A 17,469-nucleotide genomic window follows, 5' to 3' on the forward strand; every position below is an offset into this window, starting at 1 on the left:
TAAAGTAGGGATCTTACTCGTATTGAGACAAGATCCCTTAACTTTTAGTCCATCATTTCCTGAGACCATTCTTCAACATTCCAAACTTTTGTAATCCACCCCTCATAAAACTCGGGTTCATGGCAAACGAGGACGATCGTTCCTTTATAGGCCTGAAGTGCTCGTTTCAACTCTTCCTTTGCAATTCCATCGAGATGGTTCGTTGGCTCGTCAAATAATAGCCAGTTGCTTTCGTTCATTAATAATTTACAAAGTCGTACTTTTGCTTGCTCTCCACCGCTTAATTGGTTCAACGGTCGTGAAATATGTTCATTTTTTAATCCACAACGAGCAAGTGCGGCTCGGACTTGATGTTGGTCAAGACTTGGAAACTCATTCCAAACATCCTCAATCGGAGTGATAGTCCCAACTTTTACCTCTTGTTCAAAATAAGAGGGATATAAAAAATCACCTCGTTCGATTTTTCCGCTAAGCGGCTCGAGATTTCCGAGCATTGTTTTAAGTAAAGTAGACTTACCAACCCCATTACAACCAACAATAGCAATCTTTTCGCCTCGTTCAATGGTCATGGACATCTTTGGAAGAAGTGGATGGGTGTAACCAATTTCAAAGTCTATGCCTTCAAAAACGAATCGGCTGCTTCCACGCGCTTCTTTAAATTCAAATGTAGGTTTCACAGTCGATTCAGGCCGATCAATTCGCTCAAGCCGGTCTAACTGTTTTTGACGGGACTTTGCACGACCGGTTGTAGAGTAGCGTGCTTTATTTTTAGCAATAAAGTCTTCTTGTTTTTTAATGAATTCACGTTGCTTTTCATATGCTTGTAAGTGTTGATTTTTATGCAATTCTGCTAGTTCAAGGAATTTTTCATAGCTGGCCGTATATCGGGTTAACTTTGAAAATTCAAGATGGAAAATTACATTTGAAATCTGGTTCATGAATTCTGTATCATGCGAAATCAAGATAAAGGCATATGGATAATCCTTTAAATAGGAAGTTAACCAACGAATATGTTCCTCATCTAAATGGTTTGTCGGCTCGTCAAGTAATAGGACCTGTGGTTGTTCTAGCAAAAGCTTGGCCAATAAAACCTTTGTCCGTTGTCCTCCACTTAATGCCGAAACATCGCGGTCAAGTCCGATCGCATCTAAACCAAGACCACGTGCAGCCTCTTCAATTTTAATCTCTAATGTATAAAAGCCACCGGCATCAAGACGATCTTGAATGTCACCCATTTTTTCTAGGAGCTTCTCAAGTTCTTCTGGGGTAGCTTCTGCCATTTGAGCCGTAACTAGATTTAATTCATTTTCCTGTTCATATAGAGGAAGAAAAGCATCTTTTAGAACATCGCGTATGCTCTTTCCTTTAGTCAGTACTGTATGTTGGTCTAAATAACCATAGTGAACATTGGGAGTCCATTCAACTTTTCCAGTATCATGGATCAGTTGTTTTGTAATAATATTCATCAAGGTAGATTTTCCTACTCCATTTGCACCGACAAGTCCAACATGATCCCCTGCAAGCAGTCGAAAAGAAACATCCTTAAAAAGGGTTCGGTCACCAAAAGTATGACTTAAGTTTTCAACAGTTAATAAACTCATTCAATTATTCCTCACTTTTATAAAAATACACACTTTATCCCACTCTTAATGGGCATTGGATGCACTGCCCGTAAAGGTCCGAAAAGTTGAAACAGACTAAATTCACCTGAGACAACGTCTGTGAGACCAGCAAGCTGTGGTCTAAAACCTTCCAATAATGGGGGATTGAGAAAAATCCCATTAACGGAAGTTTTTATTTTATCATACAAGAATTTAGTCTATTTAACTATAGTAATATTTTAGAAAACAACTATTCGACAACTTAAATGATTGATTGATGTTTTAAAATCATACTAAAAAATTTTTTTAGTTCATGCATAATATTCAAAAAATATATAATTAGACAATTTTCTATATTTACGATAAATTTAGATTATAGTTGAAGGTTATTCTAGAATAAAAACTTCGGGGAGGAAGAAAGATGATCCGATATAAAAAATTGGGATATGTTGTATTGAGTGTAACAGACCTTGAAAAGTCTTTAGATTTTTATGTAAATGTTGTAGGACTGCAATTTGTTGAACGTGATAATGAAAACGTATACTTAAGAAGTAGTTACGATCATCATAACTTAATTTTGCAACAGGGGCCTGAGCCAGGGCTTAAAAGAGTTGGATGGGAGCTTGAAAAGGCTGATCAATTCCAAGATGTATTTAACTATTTAACGGATAAGGGGTTAAATCCGGTTGAATTAAGTGAAAAAGAAACACAAAAATTAGCACAAGGTAGAACATTACGATTCAATGACCCATACGTGGGCACGACATATGAATTTTATGTTGAAATGATGCAGTTAGGTTTGCCATTTAAACCTTCAAATGGGGCAAATATTGAGACTTTATTACATGTTGTTTATGAGTCTCCATACTTGGAAGAAATCACTGACTTCTTTGTGAATACGCTTAACTTTAAGATTTCTGATTTCTCTGGAAGAGAAACAAACTTTGTATGGCTAAGAGCATTCCCTAACAAATGGCACCATACGTTTGCTGTTACAAAAGGGCCTGAAAACAAATTGAATCACTTAGCTTATAAAGTAAGCACAGTTGACGATATCGGAATTCAAGTAAATCGTCTAAAAGAACAAGGCGTGCCTATTTTGTTTGGACCTGGAAGGCACCATCCATCAGGAAGTATTTTCCTTTACTTTGCAGATCCAGACGGTATCTCAATCGAGTACAGTCAAGGGATGGAAGAGTTTCCTGAAGAAGGAGCGAGAGAGCCACGTCGTTTAGAACCAAGTAAGGAAACGATTGATGAGTGGGGCGGAACACCTGAACCTGCATTCGGTCAAGTTGGAAAATTATTAACTGATGATTCCCTTGAAACGGTAAAGAAATAATTACTTCAGAAATAACGTTTGAGTTCAACTTCCCAATCCACATATAACATTAGAGGAGGAAATATTTTGTCTAACGAAAAACCACTTCGCGTGGATTTCCACGCTCATATTATTCCACATGATTTTCCAGATTTAGAGGAAAAATACGGAGATAATCGATTTCCAACATTAAAGCATACATGTGATTGTGGAGCGGAAATTTACAAAGATGGCAAGGCATTCCGTAAAATCGAAGATAATGCTTGGGATCCAATAAAACGTATTGCACAAATGGATGAAGAGGGAATCGATGTTCAAGTTCTTTCTCCAATTCCAGTAACATTTACTTACTGGGCTGATGCAGAAAAATGTTTAGAGTTATCAAAAGCACAAAATGATTTTATTGCTTCGGTTGTAAAAGAATATCCGACTCGATTTGTTGGACTAGGAACAGTTCCTTTGCAAGATGCTGACTTAGCGATTGCTGAAATGGAAAGAGCAATTAATGAATTAGGATTAAAAGGGATTGAGATTGGTAGTAATGCAAATGGAAAAACTTTAGATGATCCAGAAATCTTAAGATTTATAGAGGCTGCTGCAAAAATGGAGGTACCGATTTTTGTACACCCATGGGCTACTGTTGGAGTAGAAAGAATGCAAAATCATAATTTCATGTACTCAATTGGTATGCCATCAGAAACTGCGCTAGCTGCTGGGAGCTTAATTTTTAGTGGAATCCTAGAAAAATATCCAAACTTAAAAATATGTTTCTCACATGGCGGAGGATCATTCCCATATGTTTTAGCACGAATCGATCAGGCTTGGGAATCTTGGCCACATATTCGTACAACCGAAGAAAAACCAAGTTTCTATGCCCAAAAGCTTTATTTTGATACACTTGTTTATGATCCAAAAAACCTTCAATTTATGATTGACAAATTTGGTACAGATAAATTGATCGCGGGATCCGACTATCCCTTTGTTTTACGTGAAGTTCCTTCTGGAAAAGTTGTCGATCTTATTGAAAATGTTTCAGCTGAAGATAAACAAAAAATGTTAGGTGACAATGCGGTTAAATTCCTTGGCTTACGTAAAGAAGATTATGTAAAAGAAGAATTAGTTAAATAACTGCACAAAATTTGAAGAGAGTTCCTTATTTTTAAGGAGCTTTCTTTTATTCGTTTAGAACAAGAACAAGAGTAAAAACAGTAATAATAAGGAACTTTTTCTATTACGCTTATGTCGTACTAGAAAAGCTCCTTAGTTATATTACTATAAACGGCTATACACATTTAAAAATAATATGCTCCTTTATCGTTGAATTTAATTTAAACATTACACTGTTAAACACTTCATTTTTATAGGTTTGGAGCAATGCATGCTTAAATGTAAATTGCTTAAAAAAGTAATCGATTCTACGTTTGATATATCTCACAATCTGTTCTCTATAAATGAATTTCCTCTGCGTAATCTTTTCACGTATTTCATCTGTAATTGAAAAAATAAACTGGAGAATTGAGTATTCTGCCTTCCCGCAATATTCAACTAATTCCACAGTTAAGACCTCCTTCTTGCTATGTCAATAAACTTAACGAAAATTTTACAATAAATTTACAATACTTATTATCATTTTAATATAACTTAATTAAAAATCAACCGTTCCGACAAAAGTAGTCAAAAAGTTCATAATTAATACTATCCTTGGCAAAAATAATAAAATAATGCTTAGTTGTTGCAAAGTATACTTATCTTTCATTAAAATGTTTAGTATGAGAAACTTTTTATATAATCATGCATATATTATCTCAAAAATAAAAGCTCAAAAATTTTTTCGAAAAAAGTTGGGCGAGGTAAACATTTTATCCCTTGGACAAAATTTAGAAGGGAGTTTTTTAAAGGAGAGGAAACCGGAGTGGAAAATGTTCTATTAGCATTTGCATTGACCCTATTCGCAGGCCTGGCTACTGGGATAGGAAGTTTATTAGCTTTTTTTACCTCACGTACAAACACGAAATTTTTATCACTTGCTTTAGGATTTTCCGCAGGTGTTATGATATATGTCTCAATGATTGAGATTTTTGCGAAAGCACAAAATGCTTTAGTAAGTGAGATGGGGAAAGGACCAGGCAATTGGGTTACCGTTGGAAGCTTTTTTGCAGGTATGTTGTTGATCGCTTTAATTGACAGGTTAATTCCAAAGCAAGGGAATCCACATGAACTAAAGAAAGTGGAGGAAATGAATGATCCAAGTAAGACAACAACAGACCCCGCTTTATTAAAAATGGGGACCTTCACGGCACTTGCGATTGGAATCCACAACTTTCCTGAAGGAATAGCTACATTTGCTTCGACCATTCAAGATCCGGCATTAGGAATTGCAATAGCATTGGCGGTTGCTATTCATAATATTCCAGAGGGGATTGCTGTATCTGTTCCGATTTATTTTGCCACAGGTAGCAAGAAAAAGGCCTTTAAGTTGTCTTTTTTATCCGGCTTAGCCGAACCAATTGGAGCACTCCTTGCCTTTTTAGTATTGATGCCCTTTTTAAATGAAATTGTATTCGGAATAATATTTGCTGCTGTAGCAGGGATCATGGTCTTTATCTCCCTTGATGAATTATTACCTGCAGCAAAGAAATATGATGAGGCACACACCTCGATTTATGGATTAATTGCAGGGATGGCTGTAATGGCGGTTAGCCTTATCCTATTCATGTAAAATTTAATTTCACTTATATTAATAACAATGAAATATTAAAAGTAGGAAAAGCAACTAAAGGTTTCTCTAGTTGCTTTTTTTACTATTTTTTGTACATAAAAACTTAAAATATGTGCAAAAATTCAAAAGATAATAAAAGTAATTTTTAGGAGGAGTACGATATGAATATTAAAGCATGGTTAGTATCTTTATTGTTTGTAGGCATATTAGCTGGCTGTGGAGGCGGGAATGATAACGCGGGAGACAACAACAATAATGAAAATAACAATCAAACGGAAGAGCCGGCAACAGAAGCTCCGGCTGGTGAGGAAAACACTGATACAAACCAAAATGATGAGGAAACGGCAGATAAAGGAACAGACGTAAATACGACAGCTTCAATTGTTAATGACGCAGATGCTTTTGTCAAAGCAGTTAGTGAAAATGGAACTTGGATTATTGCTACATTGAGAGATTTAAATATTGATAAAGATGTGGTAGTTGCAGGAGAATTTCATGACAAAAACGATGCATCAAAAGAGTTATACCGTAAGATAGCACCATATGAACAAGATGAAAATCGTAATATCACAAAAGAATATACCATTACAGTACCAAAAATGACGATTCAAAGTCCGAATACAAAAATCGCTCCTGGAACAATTAAAGGAGACGTTTATGTCGAAGTTAAGGGATTTAATCTTCCTGATGGGGCAACAATTGGCGGAAACATCTTCTATGCAAATGAAGAAGTAAAAGATTCGGCTGTCATTGAAGGTGATATTACTGGAACGGAAACTGTCCAGTAAATCATATTAAATAATAACTCAAGAAGATTGACTACAAGGGTAGTTTGGCTTCTTGGGTTTTTTATTATTTAGGAGAATATTGCTTACCATTTCATTTGTATGAAGACTACGCTTAGAAAACTTGTCCTTCTTTTTAGGTATCCCGCATATATTATGTGAGAGTATCATTTCAGGAGGGATAAGATGTTCCATTTAATCGAAAAGACTATTTTAGGGATGGCATTTCTACGTATGTTTTCGGGAAGCCTTGAAATTTTCGTAGCTCTAATGTTCATTAAATACAACGATATTGAGAAAGCGTTAGTAATCAATAGTTCATTAGCTTTAGTGGGACCAATTATTCTACTCCTCACAACGACAATCGGTTTAGTGGGTATGGCTGAGAAAATTTCGATCACAAAAATTATTTGGGTTTTTGGAGGCGTTGCTTGCATTATTTATGGAGTAAAAAGTAACTAGTTTTGGAATTATTCCTCCATAGGCTATTTCTCTCTATTTATATGTGACTTTTGAGGTAAATTCGTAAATGGGTACGAAATATGTCGAAAATCATGTATAATATGTAAATGCAGATGACAGATTATTAGTTGAGGAGGATAATAGAATGATGGAATGGGCTTTGGCCTTCTTATTTGGTGCAGCTGTTTTGCTGTTCATTTTATCGTTTAGTAAAAATAAGCAGGCTTCCAATCAGATGGAGAAGCAATTAGAAGAAATTACTTTTACTTATATGGAAGAAGTTAATAAGTTACAACAACAAATTCGGAACTTGGAATTAGATGCTGAAATCACTGCTGTTCAAGCTGGATTCAATCATCCAAATGGACAACAGCGTGCCTTATTTCGAGAAATCCTTGACCTACATAAACGTGGTTATTCAATTGAAAGTATCGCATTAAAGAAGCGTTTATCTGTAGATGAAATAGAAGAGTTCCTTTCCCCTTTTAAACAAGGTAAACCTGAAGGAGGGGAAGTTGCTCATGACATCTAATACAATCCGAAGCTTTGCCTTAGGGATTCTAATTGCTTCAGGAGTCTTGGGGGCAGTCTATTTTTTAGAGCCTAAGGAAGCCGGCAGTAATGAAACAAAAGAAGCAAAAACGGTTGTAGAGACTCCATCTGCTGATGAAATGAAAAACCACCTTGCAAAAGAAGGTTATCTGGTCCGTACGGAAGCAGAATGGAACGATCAGCTTGCAGCTGCTAAAGCAGAACAAAGTGAGAACCAAGCAGCACCTACAGAAGAAAAGGTCATTTACCGAACGATGATATCTGTTTCTTCAGGGATGACTAGTATTGATGTAGGTAGAGCACTAGAGAAAACGAATATTATAGAAAATGCCTTTGCTTTTTCGAAAGAAGTTGAAAAAAGAGGAGTGTCTAACGGATTACGCCCAGGCATGTACGAAGTCAGCAGCGAAATGTCCTTAGATGAAATTATTTCAACTATTTTCAAGTAAACATATTATGTAAACTAGGCTAGGTGAAGAGGTGTCCACTTAAAACTGGATGCCTCTTTTTTTGTTTGAAACAACTACTTAAAACTTACTACACTATGTGCTAAATACATAAATCAATTAATATTCCTCGCTCATTTCATTGAGGATAATCAATAATTGAACACGCAAGGTAGTTAGTATAAATAAATTATATTGGTTAGAAAGTGTTCCAGGATTTACTTCGTGTAACTGACAGTTTAGAGAACATGGATTCCATTTAAGGGTTAGTAAATCATGGATTTCGAAGCGATGTATGTTTATGTTTGTGATCCATGAAGCGGGATTCGTGTAAGTTATTTATAAATGGCTAGCTTATTTTTAGGAGTGAATTGAGTGGACAATCGATGAGGTGGATGTGAACTTTACATCTTATAGAGATCCAATCGATACGACACCAGAAAATTATCCAATAACAATATACATTTCAATTATGATCAAAATGACTCTATGGCAAGTAGTTAGGAGTCTTTTTGATTTTAATAAGCTTGAATTAGATCGTAATATTCCAGAACCTAGCGGCTTAATAGTGTTTACACTTTATATATGGTAATATACAACTATCAAAATTTCATATATTTCCAATTTTTTTCCCGTATTAATAATTTAATAGATTGGAATAGAACAACCCAGAAAATTTAATAAGCGTTTAAAGGATGGTTATTTAGATGAATCAAAGTCAGACAAGCTCGATGCTATTAAGGAAAAACAAATCAAAACGGTTATGGATGGCCATTCTTTTGGGATCTTTTGCTGCAATCGCTCCATTATCAACAGATATGTATTTGCCATCATTGCCGGCATTAGCAGAGGATTTGCAAAGTAATACATCTGTCGCGCAGCTTACATTAACTGCAAGCTTTCTAGGGATGGGATTGGGACAGTTATGGCTTGGAACGTTGAGTGATCAAAGGGGGCGGCGTATTCCCTTGATTATTTCTTTATCCGTTTTTTGTTTGTCCTCATTTTTATGTACCATTGCATCTTCCATTGAAATGTTGATTGTCCTCCGGTTTATCCAAGGTGTTTCAGGAGCTGGTGGAATGGTTATATCCCGTGCCATCGTTCGGGATTTATACAGTGGAACTGAGTTAACAAAGTTTTTCGCCTTGTTAATGTTGATCAATGGGGCAGCCCCTATTTTAGCTCCGGTCGTTGGGGGACAGCTTCTGCAGTATACCTCTTGGCGTGGGATTTTTGTTGTATTAGGGATTTTAGGGATGTTGATGGTAACAGCTGCTGTCTTTAGCATTCAGGAAACACTTTTACCAGAAAACCGTATTGCGAGCGGATTAAAGAATACACTTCTGACTTTAAGAGGCCTTCTTAGAGACCGGGTATTTGTGGGATACATGTTCACACAAGGTTTTGTCACTGCAGCAATGTTTGCCTATATTTCCGGATCGCCATTTGTGATTCAAAATATTTACGGCGCTTCCCCGCAGATGTTCAGTTTTATTTTTGCGATAAATGGCTTGGGCATTATTCTTGCCAGTCAAACTACAGGCAGGTTAGCTGGAAAGGTCAAAGAAACAACTCTTCTAAAGGTAGGGTTATGCATTGCATCATTTGGCGGATTGTTACTTGTTGCTATGCTCACATTAGGAATCGGGCTTATTGGAGTGTTGATCTCTTTATTCTTTGTTGTATCAAGTGTGGGGATTGTTGGGACTTCAGTCTTTTCATTAGCGATGGAAAGTCAAGGGAAATCAGCTGGTAGTGCTGCAGCCTTCCTAGGATTAATGCCTTTCTTTTTAGGGTCGATTATGGCTCCATTAGTAGGGATCGGTAACGGACAAACAGCCTGGCCAATGGCTATTGTAATCCTAATGTGTGAAATGATTGCTGTGATGTCATATTTATTTCTTGTCAATAAAAAATGAATAAACAGTGTAAATGGGACCTAGTTTCTGGGTCCTATTTACACTGTTTTTATAGATTAGAAGTTATTAAAATTGAATCGCCATATATTTCGATGCTGACACAGACTTGGATAAAAGCCAATAAAAAAACGGGGGGAGAGTTAACCATTTTTTCCTTGGCTTGCCTCTTGGGGTTGTAGGAAACTCAGCATGGAGTTACAGAGGAACTGGAGCAAAAATCATTAAGACGAACGTGTTTTTTTATGACGGATCTTTCGGAGAAAATGATTCTAAAAAACAAAGAAAAGCGAAAAAGATTATAAATTCATAGAAAGGAGCACCATTAAGTTACCTATTGTTTTTACTAATCTGGTTGCTCGTACTTTACAAAACCAATTGGGATCAAGTGCAACCCATCCGACTGTACGATGGTTATTTGTATATTACAGAATCCTCAAAGATGGGGTGTGGCGAATTAAGGTCGAGAAGAAAGGTTTAACTCTGTACGGGTTGCAATAATTTGTTAACATAATAAATGTTATGTAAATCGCTGTAAGTGGTGTCCTTAATAATGGATATCTCTTGTTTTTATATGAATAAAAATATTGATAAATACTCTTCTAAATACATTATGTGCTAAGTACACAGTTATAAATTATATCCCCTTGTACATAATTCAATGGAAACCGTTATCAACCCTCGTTAATGAACTAAAATATAAGAATTCTATATTTGGTGTCCGTCTTTCAGCTTAAAAGTTGGTTGAATTATACCGTGCTGTTTTCAGGAAGAAATTATTCTAAATAACTGCAAACTAATCTATTCATTTATCATTGTAATTTCAACACAAAAAACTGCAACATACATAATATAAAGCATAATTATGGTTCTGGGGTTGGTATTAATGGAACAACGACAAACTAAAGGGAATCAAAAACAAAATGAAAGTAAATTTAAAAATCAACAGTTTTTACAATATGAAAAAGTGGTAGAACTTGGACTATGGACCCAAGTTATCGGTCAGTTTATTGAAATTAAAGGCTTATCAGGGTTGTTATCCTTGGAGAAAGATGAGAGCGTAGCGGGTGAACAACAAATCCTTACTGGGGTTTGGATAAAAACTATTGGCCAAATTTTAGAGGCGATCTCTGTATCTAAACAAATACGAGAAACAGATATTATAAAACGTTTAGAGGAGCAGAAAGTTGCAATTACAGGAGATCTACTCGTAGCAATTGGAGCTGCTTTAGAAGTGGACGGAGGAATTCGTGTTCTTCGAGAGGAGAAGGCTGAGACACAACGCATTGTTCCATAAACCTAGTAAATTATCAAATTAATTTATCATTATAGTAGTTTCTTCAATTATTCTGCCCTCATATAATGTTAAATTTAAATTAAATAAAAAAATTTCTTGTAAAAAAGTTTATAGTCATTCTGCATTTAAAGTTACTGGATTATAATTAATAAAAGGGCAGAATGGAGAACTAAAAATGAAAAATATTTCACTACTCATTATTGTATTAATTGTTTTAGTTATAGCGGGATGTGGAAGGGACGTTTCAACATTTGAAAATGCAATTAAAGGACATTGACATCGACAGATAAAAACAATAACCAAACAGTCTTATACATTAGTTCAAACGAATTTATTTTAGTTAATATCGGAATTAAAGAAATATTTAATTATAAAGTGCTGAGAACTGTTGAGAAAGCGGGTATACTCAAATATATAGAAATCGACCAGGGATAGATGAAGTCAGTAAAGTGGATTTATAGTTTTTTAAAGATGATGCAAAAAGGATTGAAGTAGCAAAATCTCTGTCGACATTAAATGAACCTGATGTAGCATTAGGCGAAGAAGATGGAAACGAACAAATTTTTAAATATGTTGATAATAAGGAACAACCTTATAAATATTGGAATCGCATTAAAAAAATAATCACTTTTTCTGTTGGTCGCCAAGCAGAATGAGTGGTTTTTATATTTTGAAGGTGATTATAAAGCTCTTGTTTTATCCTGCTTTGAAGATATAAGAGTTGAATCTCTTGCTTAAACTAGACAATTAATAGACTATTATTAATAGAAGAGATATTTCTTTCTGTTTGAAAACTGCCTAGTTTTTCTGTAAACTTGTATCCGCTGATAGTTTTAGTTTTTAAGTGAATTGGGTTGATACGACAATTCACATCATTTAGTAGTTAAAATGTTAGATGACAAGCGCTCGCAAATGAGTGCTTTTTAGTTAGCAAAGAGAAGCTGAAAAAGTTTCATCTTCTTATGATTTTACAGGAGGTGGTTGAATGAAGGTTTTTATGGATTTGAAGTGGTTTTTTAAACAAGAAAAAAGACCATATATTGTAGGAATCCTTTTATTAATTGTGGTAGCGATGCTTGAGTTGCTTCCGCCAAAAATCATTGGGATTATTGTAGATGCGATCAAAGATAGGACTTTAACCGGAAGAGAGCTTCTGACATGGATGATCGTTTTAACGGTCACAGGCATTTCCATGTATGTCTTTCGCTATTTTTGGAGGGCCATGATTTTTGGCTCCGCTTATAAGCTTTCTAGACAGTTGCGGGATATGCTGTATACTCATTTTACGAAGATGTCGCAAACCTTCTATCAAAAGAAAAGAGTAGGGGACTTAATGGCTCATGCGACGAATGATTTACAGGCGATTCAGCAGACCGCAGGAGCCGGCGTATTAACAATGGTCGATTCATTGACGATTGGGATTGCCGTCGTTGTGGTCATGGCAACGACGATCAGCTGGGAATTAACGCTGATTTGCTTAATCCCAATGCCACTAATGGCAATTATGACGAACTGGTATGGGCGTTTGCTTCATAAACGATTTTACAAGGCGCAACAAGCCTTTTCGTCTTTGAACGACAAAACGCAGGAGAGTATTACAGGAATTAAAGTCATTAAAACATTTGGTCAAGAAAAGGAAGATATTGAAGATTTTTATAACCAATCAGCAGATGTTGTGAAAAAGAACTTAGCCGTTGCACGAGTGGATGCCTTATACGATCCAACCATTGCTAGTATTGTAGGAGTCTCTTTTTTCTTATCCATTGCTTTTGGCGCGAAGTTTGTCATCGACGGAATGATTACTATAGGAGAACTCGTCTCATTTAATGCCTATTTAGGGCTTTTAGTCTGGCCGATGCTAGCATTTGGCTGGCTGTTTAATATTTTGGAAAGAGGCAGAGCCTCTTATGACAGGATAAGATCGATCTTGGAGGAGCCAGTGGATGTAAAAGATACGCCAAATGCGCTCGATCAAGTTCCGACAGGGGACATTGAGTTTCATCTGGATGATTTTACTTACCCAGGAGAACAGAAGCCTGTATTAAAACAAATCCACTTTAGGTTAAGAAGGGGAGAAACCCTTGGCATTGTTGGAAAAACAGGGGCTGGAAAAACAACTTTATTAAAACTTCTCATTCGGGAGAGTGAAGGTTTTAATGGAGATATTTTGATAGGTGAAAGGCGTATCGATGAATATAAACTTGAGCGGCTTCGTGAAGCAATTGGTTATGTGCCGCAGGAGCATTTTCTATTTTCTGCGACTGTTGCAGAAAATATTTCATTTGCGAGGCCGGATGCTTCAATTGAAGAGGTTCATCTTGCTGCGAAATTAGCGAAAGTAGATCAAGACATACTTCAATTTACGGATGGATATGATACGATTGTTGGTGAGAGAGGCGTCTCACTTTCCGGTGGACAAAAGCAGAGGATTTCTATTGCAAGAGCATTATTAATGCAACCAGAAGTCTTAATTCTCGATGATTCCTTATCTGCCGTTGATGCAAAAACGGAAGAGGGGATACTCGCATCATTAAGGGAAACTCGTGCTGGAAAAACAACGATTATTACAGCGCATCGCTTAAGTGCGATTCAGCATGCAGATATAATTCTCGTTCTTGATGAAGGAGAGATTGCCCAAATGGGTACACATGATGAGCTAATGGAACAGGATGGTTGGTACAAGGAAATGTATCTCCATCAGCAGTTAGAAGCACTTGTAGAGAAAGGGGGATCACATGGGAAAACGAACTGAATTTACGAAACAGGAGCAGCGTACGATCCTTCTTCGACTGCTTTCCTATACGACCCCTCATTATAAAAAAATTATCCTTGCCTTTATCCTGCTTACGCTGGCTACATTGGGAGAAATTGTCGGACCGCTAATGATTGGATATTTTATTGATCAATATTTAGCACCGAGACATCTTCCACTTCAGCCATTGCTCGTTTTAGGAGGAGGCTACCTTGCGATTCAAGTGGCAAGGTCGTTTATTACGTATTTTCAACAATATAAATTTCAGGAGATCGCTTTAAAAATCATTCAAAAAATCCGTGTGGATGTTTTTACAAAGGTACAAGGGTTAGGTTTAAGATATTTTGATAAAACTCCAGCTGGCAGTACGGTTTCTAGAGTTACGAATGATACAGAGGCAATAAAGGAACTGTTTGTAACGGTTCTCGCTAGCTTTATCCAAAGTGGATTTATGCTTATCGGTATTTTTATTGCGATGTTCATTTTAAATGTTAAATTGGCAGCATTTTGTTTAATCATTCTTCCGCTTGTCTTTTTGATCATAAAGCTATATCGGAAATACAGTTCACGTTATTATGCGGAAATGCGTGAACGATTAGGTGAGCTGAATGCAAAACTGAATGAATCATTGCAGGGAATGGCCATGATCCAAATGTTCAGACAGCAGAAAAGACTAGAAAGAGAGTTTTCTGAAATCAACGAAAAGCATTTTCTTGCCGGTCGCAGAAATATTAAACTAGACAGCTTGCTCTTAAGACCTGCAGTCGAGCTCGTGTATATTGGTTCTTTAATTATGGCACTAAGCTATTTCGGGATTACCTCTTTGAATAGTCCTGTCGAAATTGGTGTGGTATATGCCTTTACAACGTATTTGCATCGTTTCTTTAGGCCAGTGAATGACGTGATGAGGCAGCTATCGTTGTATCAACAAGCCATTATTGCTGCTGGCAGGGTATTTCATCTGCTTGATGAATCAGAAATGGCACCGAAACAAAAGAATACGGTTGGAACAAAAATCAAAGACGGGGAAATTGAGTTTCGTGATGTCAGTTTCTCCTATGATGGGAAAAAGGATGTGCTCAATCAGATTTCCTTCACTGCAAAACCCGGTGAGACGGTCGCTTTGGTCGGTCATACGGGTAGCGGCAAAAGTTCAATCATTAATTTGCTAATGAGATTTTATGAATTTGAGCGAGGGGATATCTTCATCGATGGGATTTCAATTAAGGAATATTCACGTGAGGAGTTACGGGTAAAAATGGGACTTGTCCTTCAAGACCCTTTCCTATTTTATGGGACGGTAAAGGATAATATTCGTTTGCATAACGATTCAATGACAGGTGAAAAAGTAAAAGAGGCAGCGGAGTTTGTTCAGGCACATCGCTTTATCGAAAAGTTAGCGAATGGTTATGAGCATCGAGTCGTTGAGCGTGGCTCTGCTTTCTCTAGCGGACAGCGGCAGCTTATTGCATTCGCCAGAACCATTGCTACGAATCCAAAGATTCTCGTTCTCGATGAGGCGACGGCTAATATTGATACGGAAACAGAAGAAGAAATTCAAGCTGCTCTAGCAAAAATGCGTAAAGGAAGAACGACGATTGCCATCGCGCACAGGTTATCAACGATTCAAGATGCTGATTTAATTCTCGTCTTGCACCAAGGAAATATTGTTGAAAGAGGAACACACCAAGAACTATTAGCACAAAAAGGACTCTATTATCAGATGTTCCAGTTGCAAAATGGACTTGTCGTGTCGTAATGCTAGTCACAAATTATTTTCGTAACAGTAGCTCTTCGTTATATTTTCAACTAGTCGTCAAGAGGGGGTCCGAGATGAATTTCATCTCAGACCCCCTTTTTGATTTTCTCGCTTTGTATCGATTTTATCATAAGTATCCATTTCTAAAAACCAGCAACAAACCGTGTTCGTATTCACATCTTCGATTGTTTGGTGCATTGAAGGAATAGCGAATGTAATTGATAATTATAAGCTATACAATTAGGTTAACTAGGTTATACTTCGGCGATCTACTTCTTGAGTACAGAGCTATTACCAGTTCATAAATGAAAGAAAAATCAGGAACTGCCACTACTTTTCTAACTTAATGCTTTGCAAGTTGCCGATTGATCTAAAGCAGCCAATTCATTTGAGCTCGTTAGATAGAATTATTTATTTTATTTAAGCTTATTCTTATCAGGTGTACAGTGTGTTAGTCAATGGCAAAGTTATCCTGCTGCTGGAGCGGTTGTTGTAGCTTTTCTGGCTCCTAATTCCTGATCTAATAATAAAAGGGCAGAAGGGTTTCCTTCAGCAAGTTTAAGCCGATCAATAATGGTTTTTACTTGTGCTTCCTCGTCGATCTGTTCTCTTAAAAAGTCTTGTATAATGACAGCAGCTTGCGGGTCTGTTTGATTGGCGTAGTTATAGGCTTGACGATAAGAATTTGTAACAAATTGTTCATGAGTTAATACTTTTTGAAAAGTTTCTAGCGGTGTACCAAAATCGCTTGGTTGAGCGGGGAGACTGCTTAGTAGGACAGTACCATCCCGATTTACAACAAAATCAATTAAGGTGAGCATATGTGTTCTTTCCTCTTCTGATTGCAATCTTAACCAGTGAGCTATACCTGTTAAGTTTAATTTCCCGATATATGCAGACATAGCAAGATATAAAGTCGTTGATACATGTTCAGTTTGAATCAAATTATTAAATAACCTTTGAAGTTCCTCATTCATGTTCTTCACTCCCACTCCATGAAGTTTATTCCCATAGTATATAAACATCCAGGAAAATGGTTCCCATTAATATATCGGGTCCTCTATAGGATAATAAATAACATAATAAATAATCGGTCTTAGAGTATTCATTCATAATCATTAACATAGGACTTGTCATCCTTATGATAAAAAAAACATCTTAGATCATGTAAGGATGAAATTGGTAAGGTAAATATATACATACATTTATTTGCTATAATATACTAAAAACACAATGTGCTAAATACACAGTAATAAAGTATAATAGTCGCCCCACAAAAGTACAATAATCCAAAGTTACATCAACGTTGTTCAATTAATCTAACAGGTGAATAGGGAAAAATTATACGCAGGTTTTTATACAAACTAGCATATTTTGGCTTTTTACATGATTGACATTATAGATGAAAGGTTATTGTAATTAGCAATTTGCAACAAAGCTTTGAAGTCGTTAAATAAAGATGTAGTGGAGCAATTTTTTATTGAAAAAAATGTTTTAAAAATGATGAGGCGTAAACTATTTTCATTGGAATCCGCTCTAAAGGACTTTTAAGACACAAACCACACTATGTGCTAAATACACAGTAAAAAGAATAATCTTCGCACCATAATAACCTACAACTCCATATATTATAATCCCGTTACACACAACTAAAAAAATAAAAATTGGAAAGGGTGCTACCCATGCTAACAAAGTAGTTAAACATACAAAAAGAACTAAACTTAATAATAATTGTTTATACATTTTAATCACTTATCTAAAAGAATGTATTTATATACGATACAACGTATAAAACTATCAAAATAATCGAGAGAACACTCTTAAGTATGCATAATTATTCAATAACTCTTCTGACA

At 36.2% G+C, this 17,469-nt stretch carries 14 protein-coding genes; 11 read left to right on the top strand and 3 right to left on the bottom strand.

Translation table 11 applies throughout. The annotated features are described in order from the left end of the window. Positions 1–44 precede the first annotated feature (44 nt). The gene (locus tag R4Z10_RS10920) at positions 45–1,601 is read right to left on the bottom strand and encodes an ABC-F family ATP-binding cassette domain-containing protein (protein ID WP_338469339.1); all 1,557 of its coding nucleotides are present in this window, start codon (positions 1,599–1,601) and stop codon (positions 45–47) included. A 421-nt stretch (positions 1,602–2,022) separates the two neighbouring features. On the opposite strand from R4Z10_RS10920, the gene R4Z10_RS10925 reads away from it, so the two are divergent. Continuing rightward, positions 2,023–2,943 carry a VOC family protein gene (locus R4Z10_RS10925; RefSeq protein WP_338469340.1) on the top strand — a complete coding sequence of 307 codons (921 nt, stop codon included), beginning with the start codon at positions 2,023–2,025 and terminating at the stop codon, positions 2,941–2,943. A 66-nt stretch (positions 2,944–3,009) separates the two neighbouring features. Then, positions 3,010–4,050, top strand: coding sequence for an amidohydrolase family protein (locus R4Z10_RS10930; protein ID WP_338469341.1), 1,041 nt, complete (start codon positions 3,010–3,012; stop codon positions 4,048–4,050). Between the two features lie 154 nt (positions 4,051–4,204). On the opposite strand, the gene R4Z10_RS10935 is transcribed toward R4Z10_RS10930, so the two are convergent. Further along, positions 4,205–4,477: a hypothetical protein gene (locus R4Z10_RS10935; protein ID WP_338469342.1), complete on the bottom strand. Its 273-nt coding sequence runs from the start codon at positions 4,475–4,477 to the stop codon at positions 4,205–4,207. 357 nt (positions 4,478–4,834) lie between these two features. Between R4Z10_RS10935 and zupT the strand changes: the two genes are divergently transcribed. From zupT to R4Z10_RS10980, 9 genes are all read left to right on the top strand, one after another. Continuing rightward, the gene (zupT, locus tag R4Z10_RS10940) at positions 4,835–5,641 is read left to right on the top strand and encodes a zinc transporter ZupT (protein ID WP_338469343.1); all 807 of its coding nucleotides are present in this window, start codon (positions 4,835–4,837) and stop codon (positions 5,639–5,641) included. Positions 5,642–5,802: 161 nt separating this feature from the next. Further along, the gene (locus R4Z10_RS10945; RefSeq protein WP_338469344.1) at positions 5,803–6,429 is read left to right on the top strand and encodes a hypothetical protein; all 627 of its coding nucleotides are present in this window, start codon (positions 5,803–5,805) and stop codon (positions 6,427–6,429) included. 183 nt (positions 6,430–6,612) lie between these two features. After that, positions 6,613–6,888 carry a YqhV family protein gene (locus tag R4Z10_RS10950; protein WP_338469345.1) on the top strand — a complete coding sequence of 92 codons (276 nt, stop codon included), beginning with the start codon at positions 6,613–6,615 and terminating at the stop codon, positions 6,886–6,888. A 145-nt stretch (positions 6,889–7,033) separates the two neighbouring features. Then, positions 7,034–7,420 (top strand): hypothetical protein, encoded by a 387-nt coding sequence (locus R4Z10_RS10955; protein ID WP_338469346.1) that lies wholly within the window; start codon positions 7,034–7,036, stop codon positions 7,418–7,420. Then, the gene (locus R4Z10_RS10960; protein ID WP_338469347.1) at positions 7,410–7,889 is read left to right on the top strand and encodes a hypothetical protein; all 480 of its coding nucleotides are present in this window, start codon (positions 7,410–7,412) and stop codon (positions 7,887–7,889) included. Before R4Z10_RS10955 ends, R4Z10_RS10960 begins: the two co-directional genes overlap by 11 nt. Positions 7,890–8,593: 704 nt before the next feature. Then, positions 8,594–9,808 carry a multidrug effflux MFS transporter gene (locus tag R4Z10_RS10965; RefSeq protein WP_338469348.1) on the top strand — a complete coding sequence of 405 codons (1,215 nt, stop codon included), beginning with the start codon at positions 8,594–8,596 and terminating at the stop codon, positions 9,806–9,808. An 883-nt stretch (positions 9,809–10,691) separates the two neighbouring features. Then, positions 10,692–11,102 (top strand): hypothetical protein, encoded by a 411-nt coding sequence (locus R4Z10_RS10970; protein WP_338469349.1) that lies wholly within the window; start codon positions 10,692–10,694, stop codon positions 11,100–11,102. Positions 11,103–12,087: 985 nt separating this feature from the next. After that, positions 12,088–13,854, top strand: a complete 1,767-nt coding sequence (locus tag R4Z10_RS10975; RefSeq protein WP_338469350.1) for an ABC transporter transmembrane domain-containing protein — start codon at positions 12,088–12,090, stop codon at positions 13,852–13,854. Beyond that, complete coding sequence (locus R4Z10_RS10980; protein ID WP_338469351.1) at positions 13,838–15,613, top strand: ABC transporter ATP-binding protein; 1,776 nt, start codon at positions 13,838–13,840, stop codon at positions 15,611–15,613. Before R4Z10_RS10975 ends, R4Z10_RS10980 begins: the two co-directional genes overlap by 17 nt. Before the next feature lie 467 nt (positions 15,614–16,080). On the opposite strand, the gene R4Z10_RS10985 is transcribed toward R4Z10_RS10980, so the two are convergent. Further along, positions 16,081–16,590 carry a ferritin gene (locus R4Z10_RS10985; RefSeq protein WP_338469352.1) on the bottom strand — a complete coding sequence of 170 codons (510 nt, stop codon included), beginning with the start codon at positions 16,588–16,590 and terminating at the stop codon, positions 16,081–16,083. Positions 16,591–17,469: the final 879 nt, after the last annotated feature.

It is taken from the genome of Niallia sp. XMNu-256 (genome assembly GCF_036670015.1).
Lineage (GTDB): Bacteria > Bacillota > Bacilli > Bacillales > Cytobacillaceae > Bacillus_BD.